The organism is Sorangium sp. So ce448 (assembly GCF_051520915.1).
Taxonomy (GTDB): Bacteria; Myxococcota_A; Polyangia; order Polyangiales; family Polyangiaceae; genus Sorangium; species Sorangium cellulosum_B.
Window position 1 is genome coordinate 11,897,561 of sequence record NZ_CP150343.1, and the last position, 21,800, is coordinate 11,919,360.

Genomic DNA, 21,800 nt, shown 5'->3' on the forward strand with positions numbered 1-21,800 from the left:
GATCAGACGCTGATGGCGCCCTTGCGGAAGTCGCTCTTCGCGATCTTCACGTTGACGCAAGCGGGCCTGCCGCACCGGAACGCCTCGTCCAGCGCGGGCCCGAGCTCCTCGACGCGCTCCACGAAGGCCCCGAAGCCGCCGAGCGCCTCGACCACGCGGTCGTACCGGGTGAAGTCGAGCGACGTCGCCGGCGCGCGGCCCTCGCCGTAGAGCTCCACCTGCCCCCGGCGGATCTGCGTCCAGGCCGCGTCGTTCCCGATCACGCTCACGACGGGGATGCCCTGGCGCACCATCGCCTCGAACTCGAGCGCGTGGAATCCGAACGATCCGTCGCCGTACACGAGGACCACGTTGGCCTCTGGCCGCGCGAGCTTGGCCGCCATCGCGTAGCCGGGACCGACCCCGAGGGTCCCGAGCGGGCCGGGGTCCATCCAGAGCTGCGGCCACTCGAGCTTCAGCACGTTCGCGGCCGTGGCCACGAAGTCCCCTCCGTCGCCGATGACGATGTCGTCCTTGCCGAGGCGCTTGCCGATCTCCGCGCAGACGCGCAGCGGGTTCGGCGGGTCGCCGTCGCTCGCGATCTCCGCCAGCATCTTCGCGCGCGATCGCTCCTCGGCCTCGCGCACGGCCGAGAGCCACGCCGCGGCCGTCTTGTCGGGCACCTCCGCGAGCAGCTGCTCCAGGACGACGCCGCTGTCCCCGTCGATCCCGACGTCGACGCGGCGGTTCTTGCCGAGCTCGCTCCCGTCGAGATCGATCTGGACGACCTTGGCCGCCGGGCTGACGGCGCGGCCGTACTCGAGGCGGAAGTCGAAGGGGGTCCCGAGCACCACGCAGAGGTCGGTCTGCGAGAGCGCGAAGCGGCGCGAGCGGCTCATGAGCCCCGGGTGCGCGTGGGGCAGGGCGCCGCGGGCCATGCCGTTCAGGTAGAAGGGCGCCTTCACCGCGTCGGCGAAGCGGCGCAGCGCGTCGCGCCGCGGCGACCACCGGAGCTGGCTCCCGACGATGAACATGGGCCGCTCGGCGTCCCTCAGCAGGGCCGCGGCCCGCGCGACGGCGGCCGGGTCGCCCCCGGGGCGAGGCGGGGCCGCGGGCGCGGTGGCCGGCGCGTCGTCGCCGGCGTAGTTCATCAGCAGGTCGAGCGGCATCTCGAGGAAGACCGGGCCTGGCACGTTCGCCTGGGCGATGCGGAAGGCCGAGTCCACGTACTCCTGGATGCGATCGGTCGAGGGGACGGAGACGCTCCACTTCGAGATGGGGCGCATCAGCTCGACGTGGTTCATGTCCTGAAGCGAGCCCATGTCGGCGAGGGCGCGCGGACCGGCGCCCCCGAGGACGACCATCGGGACGCCCGCGCGCTGGGCGTTGGCGACGGCCGTCACCACGTCCGTCACGCCCGGCCCCGCTGTGACGGCGCACACCCCCGGCCTCCCGGTCACCCGCGCGTACCCGTCGGCGGCATGTCCGGCGGTCTGCTCGTGTCGCACGTCGACCACCCGGATCCCGTCATCCAGGCACCCGTCGTAGATCGCCTGGATGTGCCCGCCACACAGGGTGAAGAGGTGCGTCACCCCGTGTCTCGCGAGGGCCTTCGAGACCAGCCTGCCGCCGTGCACCTGCGCCATGAGGCCGGCATATACCATGTGCGACCCAGCGTCCTGCCGGCGAGCGGTCGGTGCGCGCCGCCGCCCGTGCGCGAGCGCGCCGCCCCGGCCACGTCGCCCGCCCGGGCCGCTCGGCGCCCCGGGCCGGCGCTCCGGGGACGAGCCCCCGGGCCACGCGTCGACGGCCGCATGACCGTCGCGCTGCGGCGCCGCGTCGAGGTATCCACTCGTCAAAACATCACCGGAGCTGGGGGGTCGTGTCCGCCTGAAACCCCCATTGTCCGGGTGGTAGGCAAGTGTTCTTCCTAACCTACCGACCTCGTCTGAGCTCTCTCGGGATCAGAGCACCACCCGCTTGCTGGCGCGCGCGCCGCCTCCCTGGCGGGTGATGCACGCTATCGCCCGATCAGGTCGGCTATCCGACCGCCGAGTAAGGATAACCCCCCTTCGCAGGGCGTTGCTGTAAAAATACAGCCCTGCCACAGCGCCGACTCCGACCTTGGACGCGAGGTCGTCGCCCCACCGCGACGGCCGACGCCTTTGCGATCACAACCCCGACGCTGTTCTCTTCTATCCGGGCCACGAGATGATATAGTTGGAACCTTATTGCAGGTGCCAGCTCGACACCGCCACCTCTCTCGACCTCTCCCCGGTGCTCCTGCCCTGCAGCCGCCGGCCTCGGAGAGGGTCCGGTTCTCTGCCGGCTGGGCCGTCGCGCCGCCGGCGGTCGCCTCCGTCGTCGGCGCGCCCCGTAACCTGGCGGAAACATTTCGGGGGGCGCTGGGTGGCTGGCGCCCCCGAGCTTCTGTGAGGACCGTAACCGGTTCAGCGCCGTCGCGGCGCTCGGCGGGCGCTGGGTGGTTGGCAACACAGGGCGTGTCGAGCTCACCGAGCCCTCGCGGGGCGCGCGCGGCGCGTCCTGCCGTGATGCCTGACGCGCGACGAGGGAGGGCCGCGGCGGCCGGGCAGCGGGTCCGGCCGATGGCGGCGCTGGCGCGGCTCGCCTGCCGCGTGGCGATGACACAACATCTCCATGACGTGTGCTCGCCAACTCCTTTGCGGCGTGCCGACCTCGACGGGCTGGAGGCGTGGATCCGCTGCGGCGATCTGGGCAGCGTCAGGGGTGAACACGAGCCATCTTGTGCGACGCTCTCGTGGACGCTGCCTTCACAACCTACGTCCCGAGCGGCGTCTACCACGTGTGCGCCGACTTCACCCGTCCGGGCGTTCCCGACACCCGATCGCCATGTTGCTTTCACTGGTATGCGCCGAGACCTTCTCCGTCCATGGTGCATCATTTCATCAACGCGCGATCGCTCAGCGCATCACGCGCTCGTGTTGCAGCGCGAGGAGGGCCGAATTCTCGGCGATTTTGCGCGCGCTCCCGCGGGGGCTCTCGTGCGCTGGCGCCTCCCCCTCTCGCAGCGTTCATTTCAAATATCCTGCGCTCACAGAACGTTACCCAATACACCAAAATCACGCGTGACTGCTTACATGAGCTGGCGAGCTTGTTGTTTTCTATTTCGGGAAGGCTCTGTATCGGTTATGCGGGATAAGAGGACGCGCAATCGCGCTTCGCTGGAGTAGCATCTTCCTATGTCGGAGCCCCCTAGTAGCAGTCAGTTGATCCGGATACCCATGGTGCTGGCGCTCGACTGCAGCCCCCATTTTCTCGCTCGTTGCCGGAGGGTTGCAGCGCGGGCTCGTTTCCTCGTCCGCTCCTGCGATGCGGGCTCGGCGTGGGGGGTGGCCGTCCGCCTGCGCCCGCTGGCCATCGTCTTGCCGAGCCACTTGCACGATCGTGCGCCGAAGACCTTCGAGCTGCTCGCGGAGGACGCGGGGGCACGCCTCGTCGTCGTGGAGTCCGAGCAGCTGCCTGCGGGCGAGCTGGAGGGGCACATCACGCACGCGATCGGTGAAGCGAGCCGCGCGCGCGGCGCCTAGGCTGGAGCGGGGGTGCAGGTTCGTGCGCTGCGGGCTCGGCCGCCAGGCAGGCGGCCCGCGGCCGGGCGCGCCGGCCGCGGGCCTCAGTCGACGCGGACGCCCGCGGTGAAGTGGAAGCCCCATGTATGGTCGAGCGGCGGGCCGAGCTCCTCGTCGAAGGGCAGCAGCAGGCCCGTTCGGACGAACGCGAGGTCGCGCTCGATCGCGAGGAAAGGCTCGACGGCCAGGACGTAGAGATTGCGGGCGACGGCGTGCCGGATGCTCACGTTGTCGAACGTGGGCAGCGCCATCCCTTGCACGCGCACACCGCCGCCAATGCCGTGGCCGATCTGGAGCTCGGCGGCGTGCTGGATCGCGACCTCGTACTCCTTGTTGCGGCCGAGCGGGATGTAGAGCACCGGCTCGAGCTGGAAGCGCCCGATCATCCATGAGCCGACGTGGACCTCGGCGCCGAGGCGCGCGTGGATGGGGAGGATGCTCGGGAAGTACTCGTGGAGATCCCAGTACGCCCGGCTGGCGCCGACGGGCTCGTAGCTGGCGTGGAGGTGGGTCTTGCCCGAGAGCGTCGCGAGCCCGACGTCGCCGCCCACCGTGAGCCAGAACGTCCGGCCGACGCGGGCGACGTGATGGGCACCGAGCGTCACGTTGCCGAGCACGGCGTCGGTGCGCTCGGCCATCGCGAGCCCGAACGGGAGTCGGACATCGAGGAACGTGTGCTGGACGAACGGCATGCGGGCAAAGAGGGCGACCGCGAGCCCGGAGACCTCGCCGTCGCCGCCGGTGAACGAGGAGGTCTCCAGGCCAATCGCGCCACGCTGGCTCAGCGGGACAGCCCGCTCGTTTATGGTTCTGCCGCCCGACCCGCGCGCGGGCGGCGGCCCCAGCTCGGTGTCCGAGAGGGACAGCGCCCAGGGCGCCGGCGTGCTGCCCTTGCGGCCCGCCTCCACCGGCTTCCGGTCAGGCAGCGCCGAGTCCGAGGGCGGCCCGGCGGCTCCCGGCGCGGTTTGCGCCTCTGCCGGCGCGAGCGGCGAGGCGTCTGGCTCAGGTGCGCCCGCTTCGGGCGCGCCGAGCGCCGGGGGCTGCGGCGGCCCGCCGGGCAACGGCGTCGCGGGCGGCTGCGGAGTGCCTGAGGCCGGCGGCTGCGGCGTGCCGGGTGCCGATGTCGCGGGCGACAGCGGTGAGCCCGGCGCAGGCGTCGCGGGCGGCTGCGGTGTGCCTGAAGCCGGCGGCTGCGGGGTGCCCGGCGCCGGCGTTGCGGGCGGCTGCCGTGCACCCGGTGCCGGAGGCGCTCCCGCCGACGCGGAGGGCGCAGGGCTAGCTGTCGGGCGAGGCGTCGCGGGCTGCGCAGCGGAGGGCGCGGCCGCGAGGGTCGCCGCCAGCCAGGAAAGCGAGGACAAGACCAGGATTCGACGTGGCATCGTGTCTCCTTGGAGCGCGCATCCTATCGTCTCGGCGGGCGCGCGCGGTCTGCTCCGGCGAGCGCTGAACGCGCCTCGGCCAACGCGAGCGCCGACCCGCGGCGAAACGGGCACGGGGCGGCCCGGAGGCAGAGGCGAGCGCCGCGCGGCGCCCCGCCGCGGAGCAGCGGCGCGGGGCCGGGCCCTCCCGCGCGCCGCTACAGCAGCGCGGCGAGGGCGGCCGCGAGCCGCTCGTAGTGCGGCCTGTCGTTGTAGATCTGGGCCGAGATCCGGAGGTGCCGCCGGGGCGACGCGGGCCAGGCGAACACCGGCACCTCGATCCCCCACCGCTCGAGCAGCGCGTCCTGGAGCGGATCGAGGCGCAGCCGGGACGACGGCGCGTCGGGGAGCGGCACCGTCGCGAGCGCGCCGATCATCGCGTCGGGGCTCGGCGGCGTGCAGCCGAGCGCCTCGCACAGCAGGTCGCGCGCGGCGAGCGCCGTCGCCCGGTTGTGCGCCTGGAGCGCCGGCCAGCCGCCGGGCACGAGCGCGGCCATGGCGCGGAGCGCGTCCGCGACGCAGAGCGCCGCGCTGGGGTCGGCCGTGCCGGTCCAGTCGAACTCGAGCAGGAAGCGCGACCTGTCGGTGCGCGGCGAGTTGGCGCCGTGGCTGATGGAGAGAGGGCGGACCGCGCCCTGCTTGTCCCGCCGCACGTGGAGGAACGCCGCGCCCTTCGGCGAACAGAGCCATTTGTGGCAGTTGCCGGTGTAATAGGCCGCCCCGAGGGCGCGGAGATCGAGCGGCACCATGCCGGGCGCGTGCGCGCCGTCGACCAGCACGTCGACGCCGCGCTCCGCGAGCGCTGCGATGAGCGAGGCGACCGGGAACACGAGCCCCGTCGGGCTCGTCACGTGGTCGACGAGCACGAGCCGCGTCCGCGGCCCCACGCGCGCGAGCACCGCCTCGACCACCTGCTCGGGCGCCTCGATGGGGAACGGCACCGGCGCGACCACGACGCGCGCACCGGCGCGGGCCGCGACCGCCTCGGCCGCGTTGTTGCAGGCGTTGTACCCGTGATCCGTGATGCAGAGCTCGTCGTCGGGTCGCAGCGAGAGCGACCGCAGCACCGTGTTGACCCCGACGGTCGCGTTGGGGACGAACACCAGATCGTCGAGGTCAGCGCCGACGAACGAGGCGAGCGCGCCTCGGGCCCCGTCGAGCAGCGGCTCCAGCTCGCGAAGGAAGAACCGGACGGGCTCGCGCTCGAGCTGCTCGCGGTAGCGCTGCTGCGCCTCGAGCACCGCGCGCGGGCAGGCGCCGTACGAGCCGTGGTTCAGGAAGGTGACGGCCGGGTCGAGCGACCAGAGCTCGCGCACGGCGGCGGCGCGCGACTCCGGGAAGGCGTTCGGGTTCATGGCGAGGAGCGGGCCCCGGGGAGGCGACGTGCCGGAGGGCCCGGAACAATGTCGCGCGGGCTCCGACCCCTGTCGAGGGCCACGCGCGGAGCAGCTCCCAGTCCATGATGGATTGTATCGTCAATGTTGAATCATGGATCAACCATGACCAGGTGCCGCCGGTCGTGCAGAGCCGGTCAACCCGTCCATGATGGACATCGCGTCCGGTCGTCCCATGACGGACATCGCATCTGCGCTCTCGTGATGGACACCGCACCTGCCCTCCCACGATGGACACCACATCTTCAATCCCATGATGGACACCGCACCTGCCCTCTCATGGTGGACGCCGCGCCTGCCCGCCATGACGGCCCGTCATCGACGGGCAGGCGTCAGCGGCGACCAGCAGGCATCAGCAACGGGCAGGCATCCGCAGCGGGCAGGCATCCGCAGCGGGCAGGCGTCAGCGGCGACAGGCAGGCATCCGCAACGGGCAGGCGCCAGAACGGGCGGGCGCCGGCGGCGCACCTCGGCGGCGGCGCCGGATCAGCGGCCCGACCAGACCGGGGAGGCGCTGTTCATCTCGAGCGCCTCCATGCGCCGCGCCGCGGGTGAGGGCGGAGCCGCCGCGGCCGCGCGCGCGGTCTTCCGCGCGCTCGCCAGCGTCGAGGCCGCCTGGACGGCGCGCTCCTTCTCCTTGTCCGACCGGGCGCGCGCCGCCTGCTGCCGGAGCCGGTCCTCCGCCGCGGCGAGCTTCGCCTCGGCCGCGCCGAAATTGCCCGCGCTCACCTCCTGGGCCGCGTCGAGCTGCATCATGCCCGCCTCCATCACCGCGGCGATCGTCTGGGTCTTCTCGTTCTGGTGCGCGGCGACGAGGGCCGGATCGCTCGTCACATCGTAGCGGGCGACCACCTCCTGCACGCGCGGGAGATTGCCGCTCTCGGCGTCGCGGAAGTGGAGCCGCACGCTCGCCAGCGGGTGGGAGCCGGCCGCCGGCGCGGTGACCCGCGCCCGCACGAGCATCTCGCGGTGCTGCCCGCCGAACATCGTGCCGAGCAGCACCCGGAGCGCGTCCCCGGAGCGCTCGGTGCGCTCGTTGGGGACGTCGAGCAGCTCCACGCCGGGCGCGGGGACGATCTCGACGAACGCGCCCGTCGCCGCCGTCGTCTGGAGCAGGGCGAGCTCGCGCTCGAGGACGGAGGACATCTCGCGGGCCTCGGTGAGGTGGTACAGCCGGCCGCTGGAGCCGATGGCGAGCGCGTTGAGCGTGCGCTCGTCGTAGTCGGCCCCCACCCCGATCGACGTGATCTGCACCCCGTGCGCGGCGCCGCGCTGGGCGAGCGCCCCGAGGATGTCGGGAGAGGAAGGCCCGATGTTCGCCTGGCCGTCCGAGATGAGCACCACGCGCCGGACGGCGTGCGTCGACGGCGCCGCGAGCGCGTGCTGCTCCGCGAGCTGGAGCCCAGCGAAGAGGTTGGTGCTGCCGTCGGGGCCGAGCGCGGCGATGGCGCGCGCCACCGCGGGCCGCGTCGACCGGCCCAGCACCGTCGGCGAGACGCGCGCCTGCGCTGTGTCGGCGAACGACGCGACCGAGACGAGGTCGCCGTCGGGGAGCCTGTCGACGAACGCCTGCGCCGCCGCGCGGGCGTTCTCCATCTTGGGGCCTTGCATCGAGCCGGAGGCGTCCACGAGCAGCACGACCGCCGCCGGCGCGCGCGGCTGTCCGCGGGCCGCGCGCGCCGCCGGGACATCGATCCACACGCCGAGCTGCGTCTCGCGCGTCCCCGGCAGCGCGAAGGCGCTCGCGCCCGCGGCGCCGATCCAGACGCCCTGGCTCCCCGCGGGCGCCGGCTCCGGCCGGGACGACGGCGCCTCGGCCGCCGCCGCAGAGGGCTCGGCCGGCTCCGTCGGGGCCGCGGCCACGGCGACCCGCTTCGCCGCCTCCTCCCCCTTCGCGCCCTCCTCCCGCGCCGCCGCGCCCGGCGCGGCCGCCACCGCCGCGGCGGTCGTGCCCGGAGGCGCCGCCGCGCTGGCCGTGCAGCCCAGAGCCGCCCATCCCATCAGCAATCCAGCGAGCATCGTCCGCATCGAGAAGCTCCTTCCGCCGCAAGCCATGGCGCGGCCCAGGGAGGGTCCTGCGTCCCTCCGCCGCGATCTCCCGGTCCCCGCAGCGCGCGGCTTCTACGGACCGGGCCAAAAAAAGATCTCCGGGAGAGCCGGCATCGGCATCACCGCCGCGGCCCTCGCACCGGCGAAAGGCCGCCCTCCCGCGTCCGGAGCCCCCTCCGAGCACACGTCCATGGGTCGTCCCTGCCTGACTCCAGGGCACATCTCGAGATCTCGCGAGATCTGCGACTCCCGACGTCCCTCTATCGATGGTTCAGCTCTTGCTCATTCACGACCGTCGACGGGCGATCGCCGGAGCGCGGCGCCCACACACGATCCGCCGCACGGAGCGGCGATGCCGGAGGAGGTCGATCCGATGCAACTCGCGCGAAGCCAATCTCCAGCTCTCCTCGCCGCGTTCGCGGCGGTCTTCCTCGCTGTCGGGAGCCTCCTTGCTTTGCCGGGCTACACGCTCACCGGCACGGGCGTCCGCGTGAGGACCATCGGCGTGCTCAACATCGATGTCTATCGGATCAGCCATTACATGGAGCAGCTCCCTGCCACCCGGTCCAAGGACGCCGTCATCGAGATGGACACGGGCAAGAAGTTCGTCTGGACGATGCTTCGCGACGTCGACCGCGCGAGCATCGTCAAGGCCCTGCGAGAGGCCTATGCGTTGAACCGATACACGGACACGCCGAAGATCGAGAGGTTCGTGGCCGCGTTCGAGGGAGACCTCAAGTCGGGAGCGGAGGTCACCATCGCGTACGACCCGCGCGCGAAGGCGACAACCGTCACGGTCGCCGGCGGCGGGACGGCGACCGTGGCAGGCGTCGATTTCATGAAGGCCACCTGGCGGATCTGGCTCGGCAAGATCGATCAGCCCACGTTGAGCGACGCGCTCATCGCCAGGCTCCGCTGAGGCAGGCGAGCCGCTGTCAGTCCGACGGCTTGTCGCGCACCACGAGCACCGACCGGTTCGTGTGGTTCACGACCTTCGCCGCCGTCGTGCCGAGCACCTTGTCGATGCCCGAGTAGCCGTGCGACCCGATGACGATGAGATCCGCGTTCTCCTCGTCGGCCGTCCGGCAGATGACCTCCCAGGCGACGCCGACGTGGATCACGACCTTCGCGAGGAGCTCGGGCGGCACGTCGCGCGCGAGCTGCAAGAGCTCCTCGCGGTCGCTCCGCTCCAGGATCTCGGGGACGCGGGTGGGCGACTCGTTCAACGCTTCCGCGGGCAGGCTGTGGTGCAGCCCGATCCCGCGCACGAGCACGAGCTTGCCGCCGAGCTTCTGCGCGAGATCGACGCCCTCCGCGAGGACGAGCGACGCCTTGGGGGAGCTGTCCAGTGCAACGAGGATGGTCCGGGGGTGCTTGAGACTCATCGCGTCCGCCTTTCGTGCGGTGACGTACCGCACCTTCTTTAGCCGACCTGGCGCCGGACGCGCAGCGCATCTCTCGGCGGCAGCGCCCCGCTCCTTCGCGCCGGCCCGGCCGCCCGCCCCGAGCGCCGCGGACGGTGCGTCCAGCGTGGATCAGGCGCGGATCATCACGCCATGGCCTCGGTCGTCCGTGAGGATCTCGAACGCCGCGCGCCGCGCCGTGGTCAGGGTCTCGATCCCGACCTCGCGGCCCAGGCTCTTCCGCCGCAGCGTGACGGTGCAGGCCCCGATCTTGGTGTTCAGACAATGCTTCACGCCGCCAGGAGGGTTCCTGTAAGCCAGGCCCACGAAATCGCCGGCGGACCCGGAGATCTGCCCCTCGACGCTCAGCCGATCGGTCTCCGTCCGGAAGCGCCAGGTGAAGTAGTCGAACGAGGCATCGGCGCGGACCGACTGGACGAGCGAGCCGAGCGCAATCTCCTCGCCGCCGTGCCGGAGGACCAGCGGCGTCATGTTCGGCGTCCAGAACGGTCCGACCTTCAGTCGGGCCGTGGCGACCTCGAGGAAGCTGTCCGGGTGGCTGTCGAACCCGGCGACCTGCCCCCAGGCGTACAGGTCCGTGTGCTTCGTCCCCCAGTTGTGGTTCTGGCTGCCCACCCAGCCCGAGACGTCCACTTCGCGCCCGGCGACGCGGAGGAGGCCGCTGTAGACGGCCATCGGCGCGCCGACCAGCGCCTTCGCCTTCGGCAGCGGGGCGCCGTAGAGGGCCGCCGGGAGCAGCAGAAGGGGCTCCCCGCCGCCCTCGTAGGCGAGGTCCCAGGTGATGGCGTCCTCCCCCTCGCCCGCCGCGCCGGTGAGCCTGCCGAGGCTCAGGCGGGCGTCGTCGATGGCGACCGACAGGCTGTCGCGGGCGAAGGAGCAACGCCCGGCGAACGGGACCTCGCGCTTGGCGACCACGTGGCGCCCCGACTCGCCGTCGAAGTACACCGCCCAGAGCTCACCCTCCGCGGCCTCGGGCCGGCCGGCCGGGCTGAACAGCGTGTACCGGATCCAGAAGGCGAGCGGCCGCGTCGGGTGGTTCGCGCGCTGGAAGAAGCTCTCGTAGAAGCCGCCACGCTGCCCCGGCCGGTAACGCGCGTGGTTCGCCCGCTCCCGGATCGTCCTCGCCTTCGCGACCGCCATCGAGCCCCCTCTCCGCCAGCCTAGTGCCCCCGCTTCGACCCGCCGCTGAGAAGATCGCCGATCACCCGCTCCAGATCGTCGAGCGAGATCGGCTTCGCGATCTTCGGGTTGTCCACGCGCTCCACGAACTCGCGCGCGCTCGGCGTGAAGGCGCCGCCCGACATGAAGGCCATCTTCGGCAAGAGCTGCGGGAACCGCTCGCCGATCTCGTCGTACAGGGCCATCCCGCTCATCTGCGGCATCAGGAGATCGCAGACGATCGCGTCGATCCGGCCGCCGCGGTCCCGCAGGAGGTCGAGCGCCTCGTGGCCGCTCTTCGCCACGAGCACCTCGTGCCGCTCCTCGAACGCGCGCGCGAAGGCGTTGAGCAGCATCGGCTCGTCGTCCACGAACAGGATCGTCCCGCGCGACGACGCGCGCGGCGGCTCCGGCGGCGGCCGCGGCGCGGGCAGATCCGTGGGGTTGAGGCCGGTCAGGCGGATCGTGAAGACGGTCCCGACGCCGGGCGTGCTCGACACCGTCATCGTGCCGTGCTGCTCCTCGACGATGTTGCGCGACACCCAGAGCCCGATGCCCGGGCGCGCGCTCTCTTCCTTCGTCGTGAAGAACGGGTCGAAGATCCGCTCGACGACCTCCGGGGTCATCCCGCGCGCGTTGTCCTCCACCTCGACGTGGTGGACGCCGGCGTCGAAGCGCGTCGTCACGCGCACCATGTTCTCGTCGCGGGGGCGGTTCGGCATCGCCTGCGCCGCGTTGATGAACAGGTTCACGAACACCTGCGAGAGCTTGCCCGGATAGCCGACGAACGGCGGCATCTCGCCGTAGCTGCGCTCGATGCGGCAGAGCTGGCTGAGCTGCGGGCCCGTCATGCGCAGCGCGAGCTCGATCACGTCGACGAGCTCGACCCGCTCGGGCTTGCGCTCGCTGCTGCTCGAGAAGAGGTTGAGGTCCGTCACGATGTCCCGCATCCGCTCGACGCCGGCGAGCGCCTCGTGGCACGAGCGATCGATGAGGTCGATGGCGCGCAGCAGGTCCTCGTAGGAGCCCGAGGCGACCGGGCGCGCCGCCGAGACGAGCTTGTGCGCCCCGCTCCGGATCTGCTCCAGGTTCGCCATCACCCACGCCATGGGGTTGTTGAGCTCGTGCGCGACGCTCGCCGCGACCTGGCCGATCGAGGAGAGCTTCTCGCTGTGGAGGATCTGCGCGCGGCGCGCGACCTCCTCGGTGACGTCGCGCATGAGCGCGAGCGAGGCGTCCTCGCCGTAGAGCCGCGTGATCCGGACCGTCATCACCTTGGTCAGGCCGGCGCGCGTCCCGCAGCGGATGGTGGCCTCCCTCGGCGCCTCGGCCCGCGAGGCCGACAGCACGAGCGTGCGCAGCGCCGGCACGTCCGCCGCGACCGCGAGCGCGGTGATCGGCCGGCCGATCCACGCCTGCCGCGAGTGCCCGAAGAGCGCCTCGAAGCGCACGTTGAGCCGCGTCAGCATGCCCTCCTGGTCGATCGTCGCGAGGACGTCGGACGAGAGCTCGACGATCTCCCGGTAGCGCTCCTCGGAGGCGAACAGCGATCGCTGGGCGTACGCCTCGGCGAAGCGGTGCTCGAACTGGAGCAGCAGCGCGTCGACGGCGCGGAGCACGTCGATCGAGGACGAGCCGTCGGCCTCGGCGTCGTCGTGCGTCGTGTCGAGCACGCCCGCGACCGCGGTGCGGAACTCGGACGCGGCGATCAGCGGAGCGCTGATGGAGTACCCGGTCGCGTAGCGCTGCTCGACCAGGTGCGTGATGAACTCGTCGAGCAGCGTCTCGCTGCCGTCCTCGAGGATCCTTGTGAACGCGGCGAGCCAGGAGCGCACGTTCTCCGTGACCTCGCCCACGGGCCGATCGGTGTACCGGCCCCGCTCCGGCGGCAGCGCCAGCACGTTCTCGATCCAGTCGTCGATGAGCTCGTCCTTGTGCCGCTTGCAGAGGTCGAGGAGCCGCCGGCGCGCGAGCGCCATCGACGTCTCCGCGTTGGTCGGCGGCCCGTGGACCTGCGAGCGCCGCTCGCCGTCCCCTCCGCCGCGCGCGCCCCGCGACTCCGGGACCTGCGAGCGCCGCTCGCCGTCCCCCCCGCCGCGCGCGCCCCGCGACTCCGGGACCTGCGAGCGCCGCTCGCCGTCCCCTCCGTTGTGCGCGCTCTTCGCTTCCGGAAGCTCACGCTTGGCTTCCTCGTCCGCTGCCATCGCTGTTACCTGCCGCGGAGGACCTCGCAGCCCATGAACGCCCGGAGCGGCTCCGGCACGACCACCGTGCCGTCCGCCTGCTGGTACTGCTCGAGGATCGCGATGACCGTCCGCCCCACCGCGAGCGCCGACCCGTTCATCGTGTGGACGAGCCGCGGCTTCGCCTTCGGCTCCGGCCGGTAGCGGATCTGGGCGCGGCGCGCCTGGAAGTCGCCGAAATTCGAGCAGCTCGAGATCTCGCGGTACAGCCCCTGGCCGGGCAGCCACACCTCGAGATCGTACGTCTTCTGCGAGCCGAAGCCGAGATCGCCGGTGCAGAGCGCCGACACCCGGTAGTGCAGGCCGAGCCGCTTCAGGACCTCCTCCGCGTGCGCGGTGAGCAGCTCGTGCTGGCGGGCGGAGTCCTCCGGCGCCGAGAACCGCACGAGCTCGACCTTGTCGAACTGGTGCTGCCGGATGAGCCCGCGGACGTCACGCCCGTGGCTGCCCGCCTCGCTGCGGAAGCACGGCGTGTAGGCCGCGTAGGCGATCGGGAGCGTCGCGCCGTCCAGGATCTCGTCGGCGTGGAGGTTCGTGACCGGGACCTCGGCCGTCGGGATGAGGTACAGGTCGTACGCCCTCTCCGGGTCGCTCTTCTGCGTCTTGAACAGGTCCTCGGCGAACTTGGGCAGGTTGCCCGTGCCGAACAGCGCCGAGTCCTTGACGAGGAAGGGTGGCAGCACCTCGAGGTAGCCCTGCTCGCGCGTGTGCAGGTCGAGCATGAACGAGATGAGCGCCCGCTCTAGGCGGGCGGCGGCGCCCATCAGCACGGTGAAGCGCGCCCCCGAGAGCTTCGCCGCGCGCTCGAAGTCGAGGAGGCCGAGGGCCGTGCCGATGTCCCAGTGCGACTTCGGCGCGAACGAGAAGCTCGGCTTCTCGCCCCACGCCCGGACGACCACGTTGCCCTCCTCCCCCGCGCCCACGGGCACCGACGGGTCCGGCAGGTTCGGCACGACGGAGAGCAGCTCGGTCATCCGCTTCTCGAGCTCGGAGACGACCTGCTCCGCCTCCTTGATCCGCGTCGACAGGGCCTTCAGCTCGTCGCGCTTCTGCGCGAACTCGGGCGATTTCTTGTCGAGGCGCGCCATCGCGTCGTTCGCCGCGTTGCGCTCCGCCTGCCACCGCTCGAGCTCCTGGATGTTGGACCGCCTCGCGCTGACCGTGGAGGCGAAGTCGCCTCCGAGGCTGGCGGCGGCGGCGGGCGAGCGAAGGGCGAGCGCCGCGCGCACCTCATCGAGGTGCTCCGCGACGTAGCGAGGATCGAGCATACCCCAGGGTTTAGCCGAAGCCCGCACGCGCGTCAGCAGCCGCGACGCGCCGCTCCGCTCCGCTCCGACGATGGGCCCGCTCCCCGCCGGGCTTGGCGGGGAGCGGCGCGCAGGGAGGCGCTAGGCGCTGGCGCCGAGGCTGCGCAGCACGAACTGGAGGATGCCGCCGTGCTGGTAGTAGTCCACCTCGTTCGGCGTATCGATGCGCGCGGTGACGGTGAAGGTCTTCTTCGCCCCGCCTTCCCCGGTCGCGACGACGTCGAGCTTCTTGCCCGGCGTGAGGTTGTCCGAGATGCCGTCGATCTCGAACACCTCGCGCCCGGTGAGGCCGAGGGTGGACGCGTCCTCGCCCGGCGCGAACTCGAGCGGGAGCACGCCCATGCCGACCAGGTTCGACCGGTGGATGCGCTCGAAGCTCTTCGCGATGACCGCGCGCACGCCGAGCAGCTTGGTCCCCTTGGCCGCCCAGTCGCGCGACGACCCGGTGCCGTACTCGGCGCCGGCGATCACGAGCAGCGGCACGCCCTCGGCCTTGTACTGCATGGCCGCGTCGTAGATCGTGGTCTTCTCGCCGTCGGGCAGGTGCACCGTGATCCCGCCTTCCTCGCCGGGGCGAAGGGCGTTCTTGAGGCGGATGTTCGCGAACGTGCCGCGCATCATCACCTCGTGGTTGCCGCGGCGGGCGCCGTACGAGTTGAAGTCGGCGGGCGCGACGCCGTGCTCGACCAGGTACTTCGCGGCGGGGCTGTTCTTGGCGATGTTGCCGGCCGGGGAGATGTGGTCGGTCGTCACCGAGTCGCCGAGCAGCGCGAGCACGCGCGCGGCCCGGATGTCGGTGAGCGGCGCCGGCTCCTTCGACAGCCCCTCGAAGAACGGCGGCCTGCGCACGTAGGTCGAGCCCTCGTCCCACACGAACGTCTGGCCGCCCGGGACAGCGAGCTTCTGCCACTCCTCGTCGCCGGCGAAGACGTTCTCGTACTGCACCTGGAACTGCTCGGGCCGCACGGCCGTCCGGATCGCCTCGTTGACCTCGGCCGAGCTCGGCCAGATGTCCTTGAGGTACACCGGCTCGCCGTTGCGATCCGTGCCGACCGGCTCCTTGAAGAGGTCGGCGTCGACGTCGCCGCGCAGCGCGTACGCGACGACGAGCGGCGGAGAGGCGAGGAAGTTCATCCGCACGTGCTGGTTGATGCGGCCCTCGAAGTTGCGGTTGCCCGAGAGGACGCTCGCCACGACGAGATCGTTGTTGCGGATCGTGTCGCCGATCACGTCCGGCAGCGGCCCGGAGTTGCCGATGCAGGTCGTGCAACCGTAGCCGACCATGTGGAAGCCGAGCGCCTCGAGGTACGGCAGGAGCCCCGCCTGGCGCAGGTAGTCGGTGACGACCTTCGACCCGGGGGCGAGCGACGTCTTCACCCACGGCTTCACCGTGAGCCCGCGCTCGACGGCCTTCTTCGCGAGCAGGCCCGCGCCGAGCATGACCGCCGGGTTCGACGTGTTGGTGCAGGACGTGATCGCGGCGATCACGACCGAGCCGTGGCGCAGCGTGTAGCGCGTGTCGCCCTCGGTGATCTCCGCCGGGCGCATGACCTTCTCGAGCGCGGGCACGCGCGCGGCGGCGTTGCCGGCCCCCTCCTCGAGGAACGCCTTGACCGCGGGCGCGTCGGCCGCGGCGAACTCCTTCTCGAGCATGCCCTGGAGCGAGGCGCGGAAGGTGCGCTTCGCGTCGCGCAGCGGGACGCGGTCCTGCGGCCGCTTCGGGCCGGCGATCGACGGCACCACGTCGCCGAGGTCGAGCGAGAGGGTGTCGCTGAAGACGGGTTCCGGGGTGCTGTCCGTGCGGAACAGCCCCTGCTCCTTGTAGTAGGCCTCGACGAGCGCGACGAGCTGCGCGGGCCGGCCGGTGAAGCGCAGGTACGCGATCGTCTCGTCGTCGACGGGGAAGAAGCCGATCGTGGCGCCGTACTCGGGCGCCATGTTGGCGATCGTGGCGCGGTCCGGGAGCGAGAGCGCGCTCAGGCCGGGGCCGTAGAACTCCACGAATTTCCCGACCACCTTCTTCTGCCGCAGCAGCTGCGTCACCGTGAGGACGAGATCGGTCGCGGTCGCGCCCTCGGGCAGGCTGCCGTGGAGCTTGAAGCCCACGACCTCGGGGATGAGCATCGAGAGCGGCTGGCCGAGCATCGCCGCCTCGGCCTCGATGCCGCCGACGCCCCAGCCGACGACCCCGAGCCCGTTGATCATCGTGGTGTGCGAGTCGGTGCCGACGAGCGTATCCGGGTAGACCAGCGTGCCCTGCCGCATGACGGCGCCGGCGAGGTACTCCAGGTTGATCTGGTGGCAGATGCCCTGGTCGGGCGGCACCACGCGGAAGTTCGTGAACGCCTGCGCTCCCCAGCGGAGGAACGCGTAGCGCTCCTCGTTGCGCTCGAACTCGAGCGCCGCGTTCACCTTCACGGCCGTCGAGGACGCAAATTTGTCGACCTGGACCGAGTGGTCGATCACGAGGTCGACGGGCTGGAGCGGGTTGATCTTGAGCGAGTCGCCGCCGAGCTTCGCGAGCGCCTCGCGCATGGCGGCGAGATCGACCACCGCGGGAACGCCGGTGAAGTCCTGGAGCAGCACGCGCGCGGGGTGGAACGCGATCTCCTGCGAGGGGCGGGCCTTCGGGTCCCAGTTGAGGACGGCCTCCACGTGGTCCTTGCGCACGACGCGCCCGTCCTCGTGGCGGAGGAGGTTCTCCAGGAGAATGCGCAGCGAGAAGGGGAGCTTGTCGATCGACGCGCCGCCTCGCGCCAGCGAGGTGAGCTTGTAATAGGTGTATGTTTCGGCTTGAACCGTCAGCGTGCTCTTGGTGCCAAAGCTGTCGACCATGCGGCCTCCTCCAACGTCCGGAGCGCCCTTGTAGGCGCCCCGAAGCCGCTAATCTAGTGTTATGTGCGCGCGCTTCACCCTCGCCGTTCCGGACTTTGCGACCCTCATCGCGCTGCTCGAGTCCTCCTCTGGCGCGGGCCGAGCAGGCAGCGGCCCGGCTCGGTCGATTGCCGCTGATCCGGAGATAGCGGCAAGGTTTCGGCCTCGTTTCAACATCGCACCTGCGACCGTCCACCCGGTGCTGCGCGCGCGGGACGGCCGGCGCGCGCTGGTGGCGGCGACCTGGGGTTTCGTGGGGCGTTTCGCCAGGGGCGGCGCCGGGCCTTCGCTCCTGGCCAACGCGCGCGCCGAGAGCGCGCGGGCGAAGCCGACGTTCCGCGAGGCGTTCGCGGCGCGCCGCTGCGTGGTGCCGGCGGACGGCTTCTACGAGTGGACCGGGCCCAAGGGCGCGCGGCGGCCCACCTGGTTCCACCCCGCGGAGGGCGGGCTGCTCCGCCTGGCGGGGCTGTGCCAGCCGGCGAAGGACCCCGACACGGGGGAGCCCGACCGCCGGTTCACGATCCTGACCACCGAGGCGAACGCCGACGTCGCGCCGATCCACGACCGCATGCCCGTCCTGCTGGGCCCCGGGGACGTGGACCTCTGGCTCGGCCTCGGCGACGGCGCGGACGCGGACCGGGCCGAGGCGCTGCTCCGGCCGGCGCCTCGGGGCGCCCTCGCGGCGCGCGCCGTCTCGCCGCGGGTCAACTCGGTCGCCCACGACGACCCCGCCCTGCTGCAGGAGCTCGCGGCGGAGGCCGCTGCTCCGAAGGCCGCTGCCTCGAAGTCCGGCGGCACGCTTCCGCTGTTCGATCTCGATGGCGGCGCGAGGCCCGCCGTCCCCTCCGGCCGGACCTCGCGCCGCTGATCTGCGGCAACGTACGTTGATGTGCGCGGGCTGCCTTGCGACGGTCAGCGCGCGGAGGCGCTGCTCGCGCGACCGCCCTTGCGGCCTGTGCGGCTGGTCTTCGCCGGTCGGCTCGCCTTGCGCGCGGGCGCGTCTCGCCCGGTCTTCGCGGGCGCCGTGGCCGCTGTCTTCTTCCGTCCGGTCGCGGCGGTGCGGCGCCCCTTCTGCGCGCCCCGCGCCGGCTCGGCGCGCTGCGTCGACGCGCGCTTCGCGGGTGGACGCTTGGCCGCCGCCTTGCGCGCCGACGGCTTCGCCGTGCGCGCGCGGCGGCCGGCGGTGGCGGCGGGCATGCTCTTCGCGACGTTCCGAGCGAGGAGCGCCTCCACGTCGCTCTCGCGCACCTGGCCGAAGCGCGCCTCCAGGCGGCTGCCGAGCTCCTCGAGGCGCGCGGCGCCCATGGCGCTCTCGACCTGGGGGAAGAGCTCCTTCTCCTCCTCCTCGACGTGGTGCTGCACGAGCTCCTTCAGCACGCCGAGCCTGGCGTGAAAGGTTTCGTCACCCGGCTCGGTGCTGAGCAATTTCTGCAACATGACGTCGACGAGCGCGTGCTCCTCGTACGAGGTCAGGATCAGGGGGGAGGCGCCGAGCGCCTCCCGGCTCGCGGGGTAGAAGAGCTCCTCCTCGATGGCCGTGTGGCTCACGAGGGTCGCCACGAGCTCGTCGCGGAGCGCGCCGATCTCGTCGCTGTCGGCCTGCGACATGCGCTCGAAGAGCTCTTCGACTTCCTGGTGATGCTCCTTCAATAGGTCGGTCGCCTTCATGCGGGGACTCCTCTCACGGAAAGATGAAGCGCCGTCGAGGCGCTTGGCCTGTGCGGCCTGCGGGTTTGCGCGAAGCATGCCAGGCGAGATGGGCGCGCGAAGCGAGCGCACGACGCGCACGCGCGGGCGCGGGCGTACGTCGATCGGCCAACCCGCGCGGGGCGTCGCGGCGCGCGCGACGCGGGGCGTGCTGCCCCGCAGCGAGGCGGCATGGCACCGCTGGAGCGTGATCGCGCGCGGCCTGCGCGATGTCGCGGACGCCTTCGCGCGCGCAGGGCGCCGGCGCGCCGCCGGGCGCCGTCAGCGGGCTTTCCGCGGCTCGCAGGCGCGGGCGCAGGTCGATCGCGCGGGCCTCAGTTCGCGCCCCATACGTTGAGCACGGCCGCCGTTTCCGCGTCGATCGTGGCCGGCTCCCGTTGCGCCGCAGGCGCGCGCACGGACAGGTCGAACGTCACGGTACGCCGGAAGAGCGACACGGTGGCGAGGGGCATCACCTCGCGACGGTTGAAGGCGCAGGTCGGGTCCACGTCGAGGTCGCAGAGAAAGGGGGGAACACCGAGCCGACCCGAAAGCACGAGGTTGCCCCAGCGGGTGGAGTAACGATCGCCGAGGGCAGCGATCTGGGGGCCGCGCTCGACGCCCTCGAGGCCGGAGGCGACCGCCGCCAGATCCTTCCCGAGCGGTTTGCGGGCGAACGAGAGGCCGAGGGCGGCGATCGCCGTGCGCGCGACGTCGATGATCTCGGTCGGGGCAGCGACGCGCTGGCCGGCGAACAGATCACCGGGAAAGTGGACATAAAGCGGGAGCGTCAGGACGGGCTCCTGGAGCTCCATGCCCTCGCCGTAGAGCACGGCGTCGGAGCGCCCGCTGGCCAGATCGCCGGTCACGATGAAGAGGGTCTCGTCCCACAGCCCGGCGGCCTTGAGGGTCCCGATGAGGTTGCCGAGGGCGCGGTCCTGGCCGGCGAGGGCGATGGAGAAGAGGTCGCGGATCCGGTCGCGATCCTCGGGGCTGAGCACATCGCGGCGCCGGTTCCTCAGCCTGGCCAGCACCTGGGCGGCGCGGCGCGGCTCGACGGGGCCGGCGTACTCGGCGGGCTTGAGGGCGTTCAGCTCCTTCGGGCTCACCTCCCAGGGCGGATGTCCGCCGCGCGCGTGGACGAACGCGAGGAGGCGGTTGGACGTGTCCTGGCGGACGGTCTCGCTGATCCAGGTGGCGGCGGCGTCGATCGGGGTGGTGGCCGGCTCGCCGCTCGTCGGGGGGTGCTCGAGGACCCGGGACCAGCCGGGTCCGAAGCCGAACGCCCGGAACGTGGTGGGCACGCCGGTGAAGAACCCGGTGCGGATGCTGCTGTCGCTCGCGATGGCGCCGATGGTGGTGACGTGGGCGGGGAGGCGGGCCCCAGTGTCGGCGACGGTATGGGCCGGCGGCGGAAGACCGGTGAGCAGCGACGCGGCCACGGCGGACACGACCGTGCTCGGCCCGCGGTGGTGATCGAACGTCGTCGCTGACGTCGCGAGCTCCGAGAGCGTGGCGAGGTGCGGCTCCGGACGACCGCTCCAGGGGGGCAGATCGGGCCGCTCGACCCCGTTCAGGGCGACGATCACGACGGCGCGCGCTCGGGGCACGGACGGCGGCGGCTCCGGCGATCCGGCGAGGACGGGGTCGCCGAAGAGGATGCGTCCGCCGCGGGCCGCCGCGGCGGCGCGGAGCTCGAGGGAGATGAGGGACCCGGCGAAGGGCGCGAGCGGCAGCTCGACGTCGGTCCAGGCCGCCTTGTCGCCGCCCTCGACGTGGACGCGATGGATCACGAGGGGCTCCTGGCCGTCGCGGAGGACGCGGATCTCGGCGTCGCCTCCTCCCGAGCCCAGCGCGCCGATGGAGGTGTGGAGGCGGGTCACCCTGGAAGGGCGAAAAGCGCAGCGGACCGCGCCCGGCGCGCGCAGCGCGATGGACCGGTGGGGGACGCCCGACAGCGCGGCGGCGGGCGCGACGACGTCGCGCAGGGTCGGGGGGCCGTACGTGGCCGGGTCCTCGTCCGGGATGCCCACGCGCACCCAGTCGACGTCGGCGAACGACTCCCCCTCGCGGAGCCGGCCGGAGAACTGGAGCGTGAGGGTGTGCAGGCCGGGGTCGGCGGGGAGCGTGGTGGTCGGGGTCGAGGCGATGCGGATCTGGTCGCGCTGGAGGCGGAGCGTTCCGAGCAGCTGGTCGTCCAGGGAGACGGTGGCGTACTTGGAGGTGAGCCCGACGGCCCGGGCGGAGACGAAGATCGGGCTCGCGGAGGGCAGGACGAACGTGAGCTTGATCTGCCGCTCCGAGATCCGCGCCCAGGTGGATCCATTGTGCTCGACCGCCTGGATGCCGGTGGGCACGGTGCCTTGCCACGCGAAGCGGCCGATGAGCGCGCCCGCGCCGGTATCGAACAGGAGCCCTCGGTGCTCGAGATCGCAGCTCGGCAGCTCGTCGATGAGGTGCACGACGTCGCGCGCCGGCGGCGGAGGCGTCGCCTGCGGGCTCGCGGACGCCGCGGCCGGGGCGTCGGAAGGCAGATCGCGGGTCGAGGTCTCGCACCCGCTGCAACCGGAGAGGAGCGCGGCCGCGGCGGAGGCGAGCGTGAGCGCGGAAGAGGGATGGCGGGTTCGGATCACGCGGGCGCGCACGGGGCGTCCTCTACC

The 21,800-nt window shown here is 72.2% G+C and carries 14 protein-coding genes; 3 read left to right on the forward strand and 11 right to left on the reverse strand.

What is annotated here, in order from left to right; all coding sequences use genetic code 11:
* Nucleotides 1–2: 2 nt before the first annotated feature.
* Nucleotides 3–1,625 carry a thiamine pyrophosphate-binding protein gene (locus tag WMF45_RS44840; protein WP_437712898.1) on the reverse strand — a complete coding sequence of 541 codons (1,623 nt, stop codon included), beginning with the start codon at nt 1,623–1,625 and terminating at the stop codon, nt 3–5.
* A gap of 1,602 nt (nt 1,626–3,227) precedes the next feature.
* On the opposite strand from WMF45_RS44840, the gene WMF45_RS44845 reads away from it, so the two are divergent.
* Nucleotides 3,228–3,548 (forward strand): hypothetical protein, encoded by a 321-nt coding sequence (locus WMF45_RS44845; protein ID WP_437295945.1) that lies wholly within the window; start codon nt 3,228–3,230, stop codon nt 3,546–3,548.
* Between the two features lie 83 nt (nt 3,549–3,631).
* Here WMF45_RS44845 and WMF45_RS44850 read toward each other — a convergent pair whose 3' ends face one another.
* The 3 genes from WMF45_RS44850 to WMF45_RS44860 all read right to left on the reverse strand — a co-directional run bounded on the left by WMF45_RS44850 (nt 3,632) and on the right by WMF45_RS44860 (nt 8,427).
* Nucleotides 3,632–4,495 carry a hypothetical protein gene (locus WMF45_RS44850; RefSeq protein WP_437712900.1) on the reverse strand — a complete coding sequence of 288 codons (864 nt, stop codon included), beginning with the start codon at nt 4,493–4,495 and terminating at the stop codon, nt 3,632–3,634.
* A 668-nt stretch (nt 4,496–5,163) separates the two neighbouring features.
* Nucleotides 5,164–6,360, reverse strand: coding sequence for an aminotransferase class V-fold PLP-dependent enzyme (locus tag WMF45_RS44855; protein WP_437712902.1), 1,197 nt, complete (start codon nt 6,358–6,360; stop codon nt 5,164–5,166).
* Between the two features lie 525 nt (nt 6,361–6,885).
* Entirely contained in the window at nt 6,886–8,427 is a 1,542-nt protein-coding gene (locus WMF45_RS44860; RefSeq protein WP_437712904.1) for a vWA domain-containing protein, read from the reverse strand.
* A gap of 394 nt (nt 8,428–8,821) precedes the next feature.
* Between WMF45_RS44860 and WMF45_RS44865 the strand changes: the two genes are divergently transcribed.
* Nucleotides 8,822–9,367: a chalcone isomerase family protein gene (locus WMF45_RS44865; RefSeq protein ID WP_437712906.1), complete on the forward strand. Its 546-nt coding sequence runs from the start codon at nt 8,822–8,824 to the stop codon at nt 9,365–9,367.
* A 16-nt stretch (nt 9,368–9,383) separates the two neighbouring features.
* Here the strand turns inward: WMF45_RS44865 and WMF45_RS44870 are convergent, their stop codons facing one another.
* The 5 genes from WMF45_RS44870 to acnA form a co-directional block, all read right to left on the reverse strand.
* Nucleotides 9,384–9,833 carry a universal stress protein gene (locus tag WMF45_RS44870; protein ID WP_437712908.1) on the reverse strand — a complete coding sequence of 150 codons (450 nt, stop codon included), beginning with the start codon at nt 9,831–9,833 and terminating at the stop codon, nt 9,384–9,386.
* Between the two features lie 150 nt (nt 9,834–9,983).
* A complete protein-coding gene (locus WMF45_RS44875) occupies nt 9,984–11,012 on the reverse strand; it encodes a hypothetical protein (protein ID WP_437712910.1) in 1,029 nt (342 codons plus the stop codon).
* Between the two features lie 20 nt (nt 11,013–11,032).
* Entirely contained in the window at nt 11,033–13,234 is a 2,202-nt protein-coding gene (locus WMF45_RS44880; protein ID WP_437712912.1) for an ATP-binding protein, read from the reverse strand.
* A 5-nt stretch (nt 13,235–13,239) separates the two neighbouring features.
* Nucleotides 13,240–14,541, reverse strand: a complete 1,302-nt coding sequence (gene serS, locus WMF45_RS44885) for a serine--tRNA ligase (protein WP_437712913.1) — start codon at nt 14,539–14,541, stop codon at nt 13,240–13,242.
* Nucleotides 14,542–14,661: 120 nt separating this feature from the next.
* Nucleotides 14,662–17,415, reverse strand: a complete 2,754-nt coding sequence (gene acnA, locus WMF45_RS44890) for an aconitate hydratase AcnA (RefSeq protein WP_437712915.1) — start codon at nt 17,413–17,415, stop codon at nt 14,662–14,664.
* Between the two features lie 61 nt (nt 17,416–17,476).
* Between acnA and WMF45_RS44895 the strand changes: the two genes are divergently transcribed.
* On the forward strand, nt 17,477–18,322 hold the full coding sequence (locus tag WMF45_RS44895; protein WP_437712917.1) for an SOS response-associated peptidase: 846 nt from the start codon (nt 17,477–17,479) through the stop codon (nt 18,320–18,322).
* Between the two features lie 44 nt (nt 18,323–18,366).
* On the opposite strand, the gene WMF45_RS44900 is transcribed toward WMF45_RS44895, so the two are convergent.
* Entirely contained in the window at nt 18,367–19,122 is a 756-nt protein-coding gene (locus WMF45_RS44900) for a hemerythrin domain-containing protein (RefSeq protein ID WP_437712919.1), read from the reverse strand.
* Nucleotides 19,123–19,475: 353 nt separating this feature from the next.
* On the reverse strand, nt 19,476–21,785 hold the full coding sequence (locus tag WMF45_RS44905) for a sulfatase-like hydrolase/transferase (RefSeq protein ID WP_437712921.1): 2,310 nt from the start codon (nt 21,783–21,785) through the stop codon (nt 19,476–19,478).
* Nucleotides 21,786–21,800 lie beyond the last annotated feature (15 nt).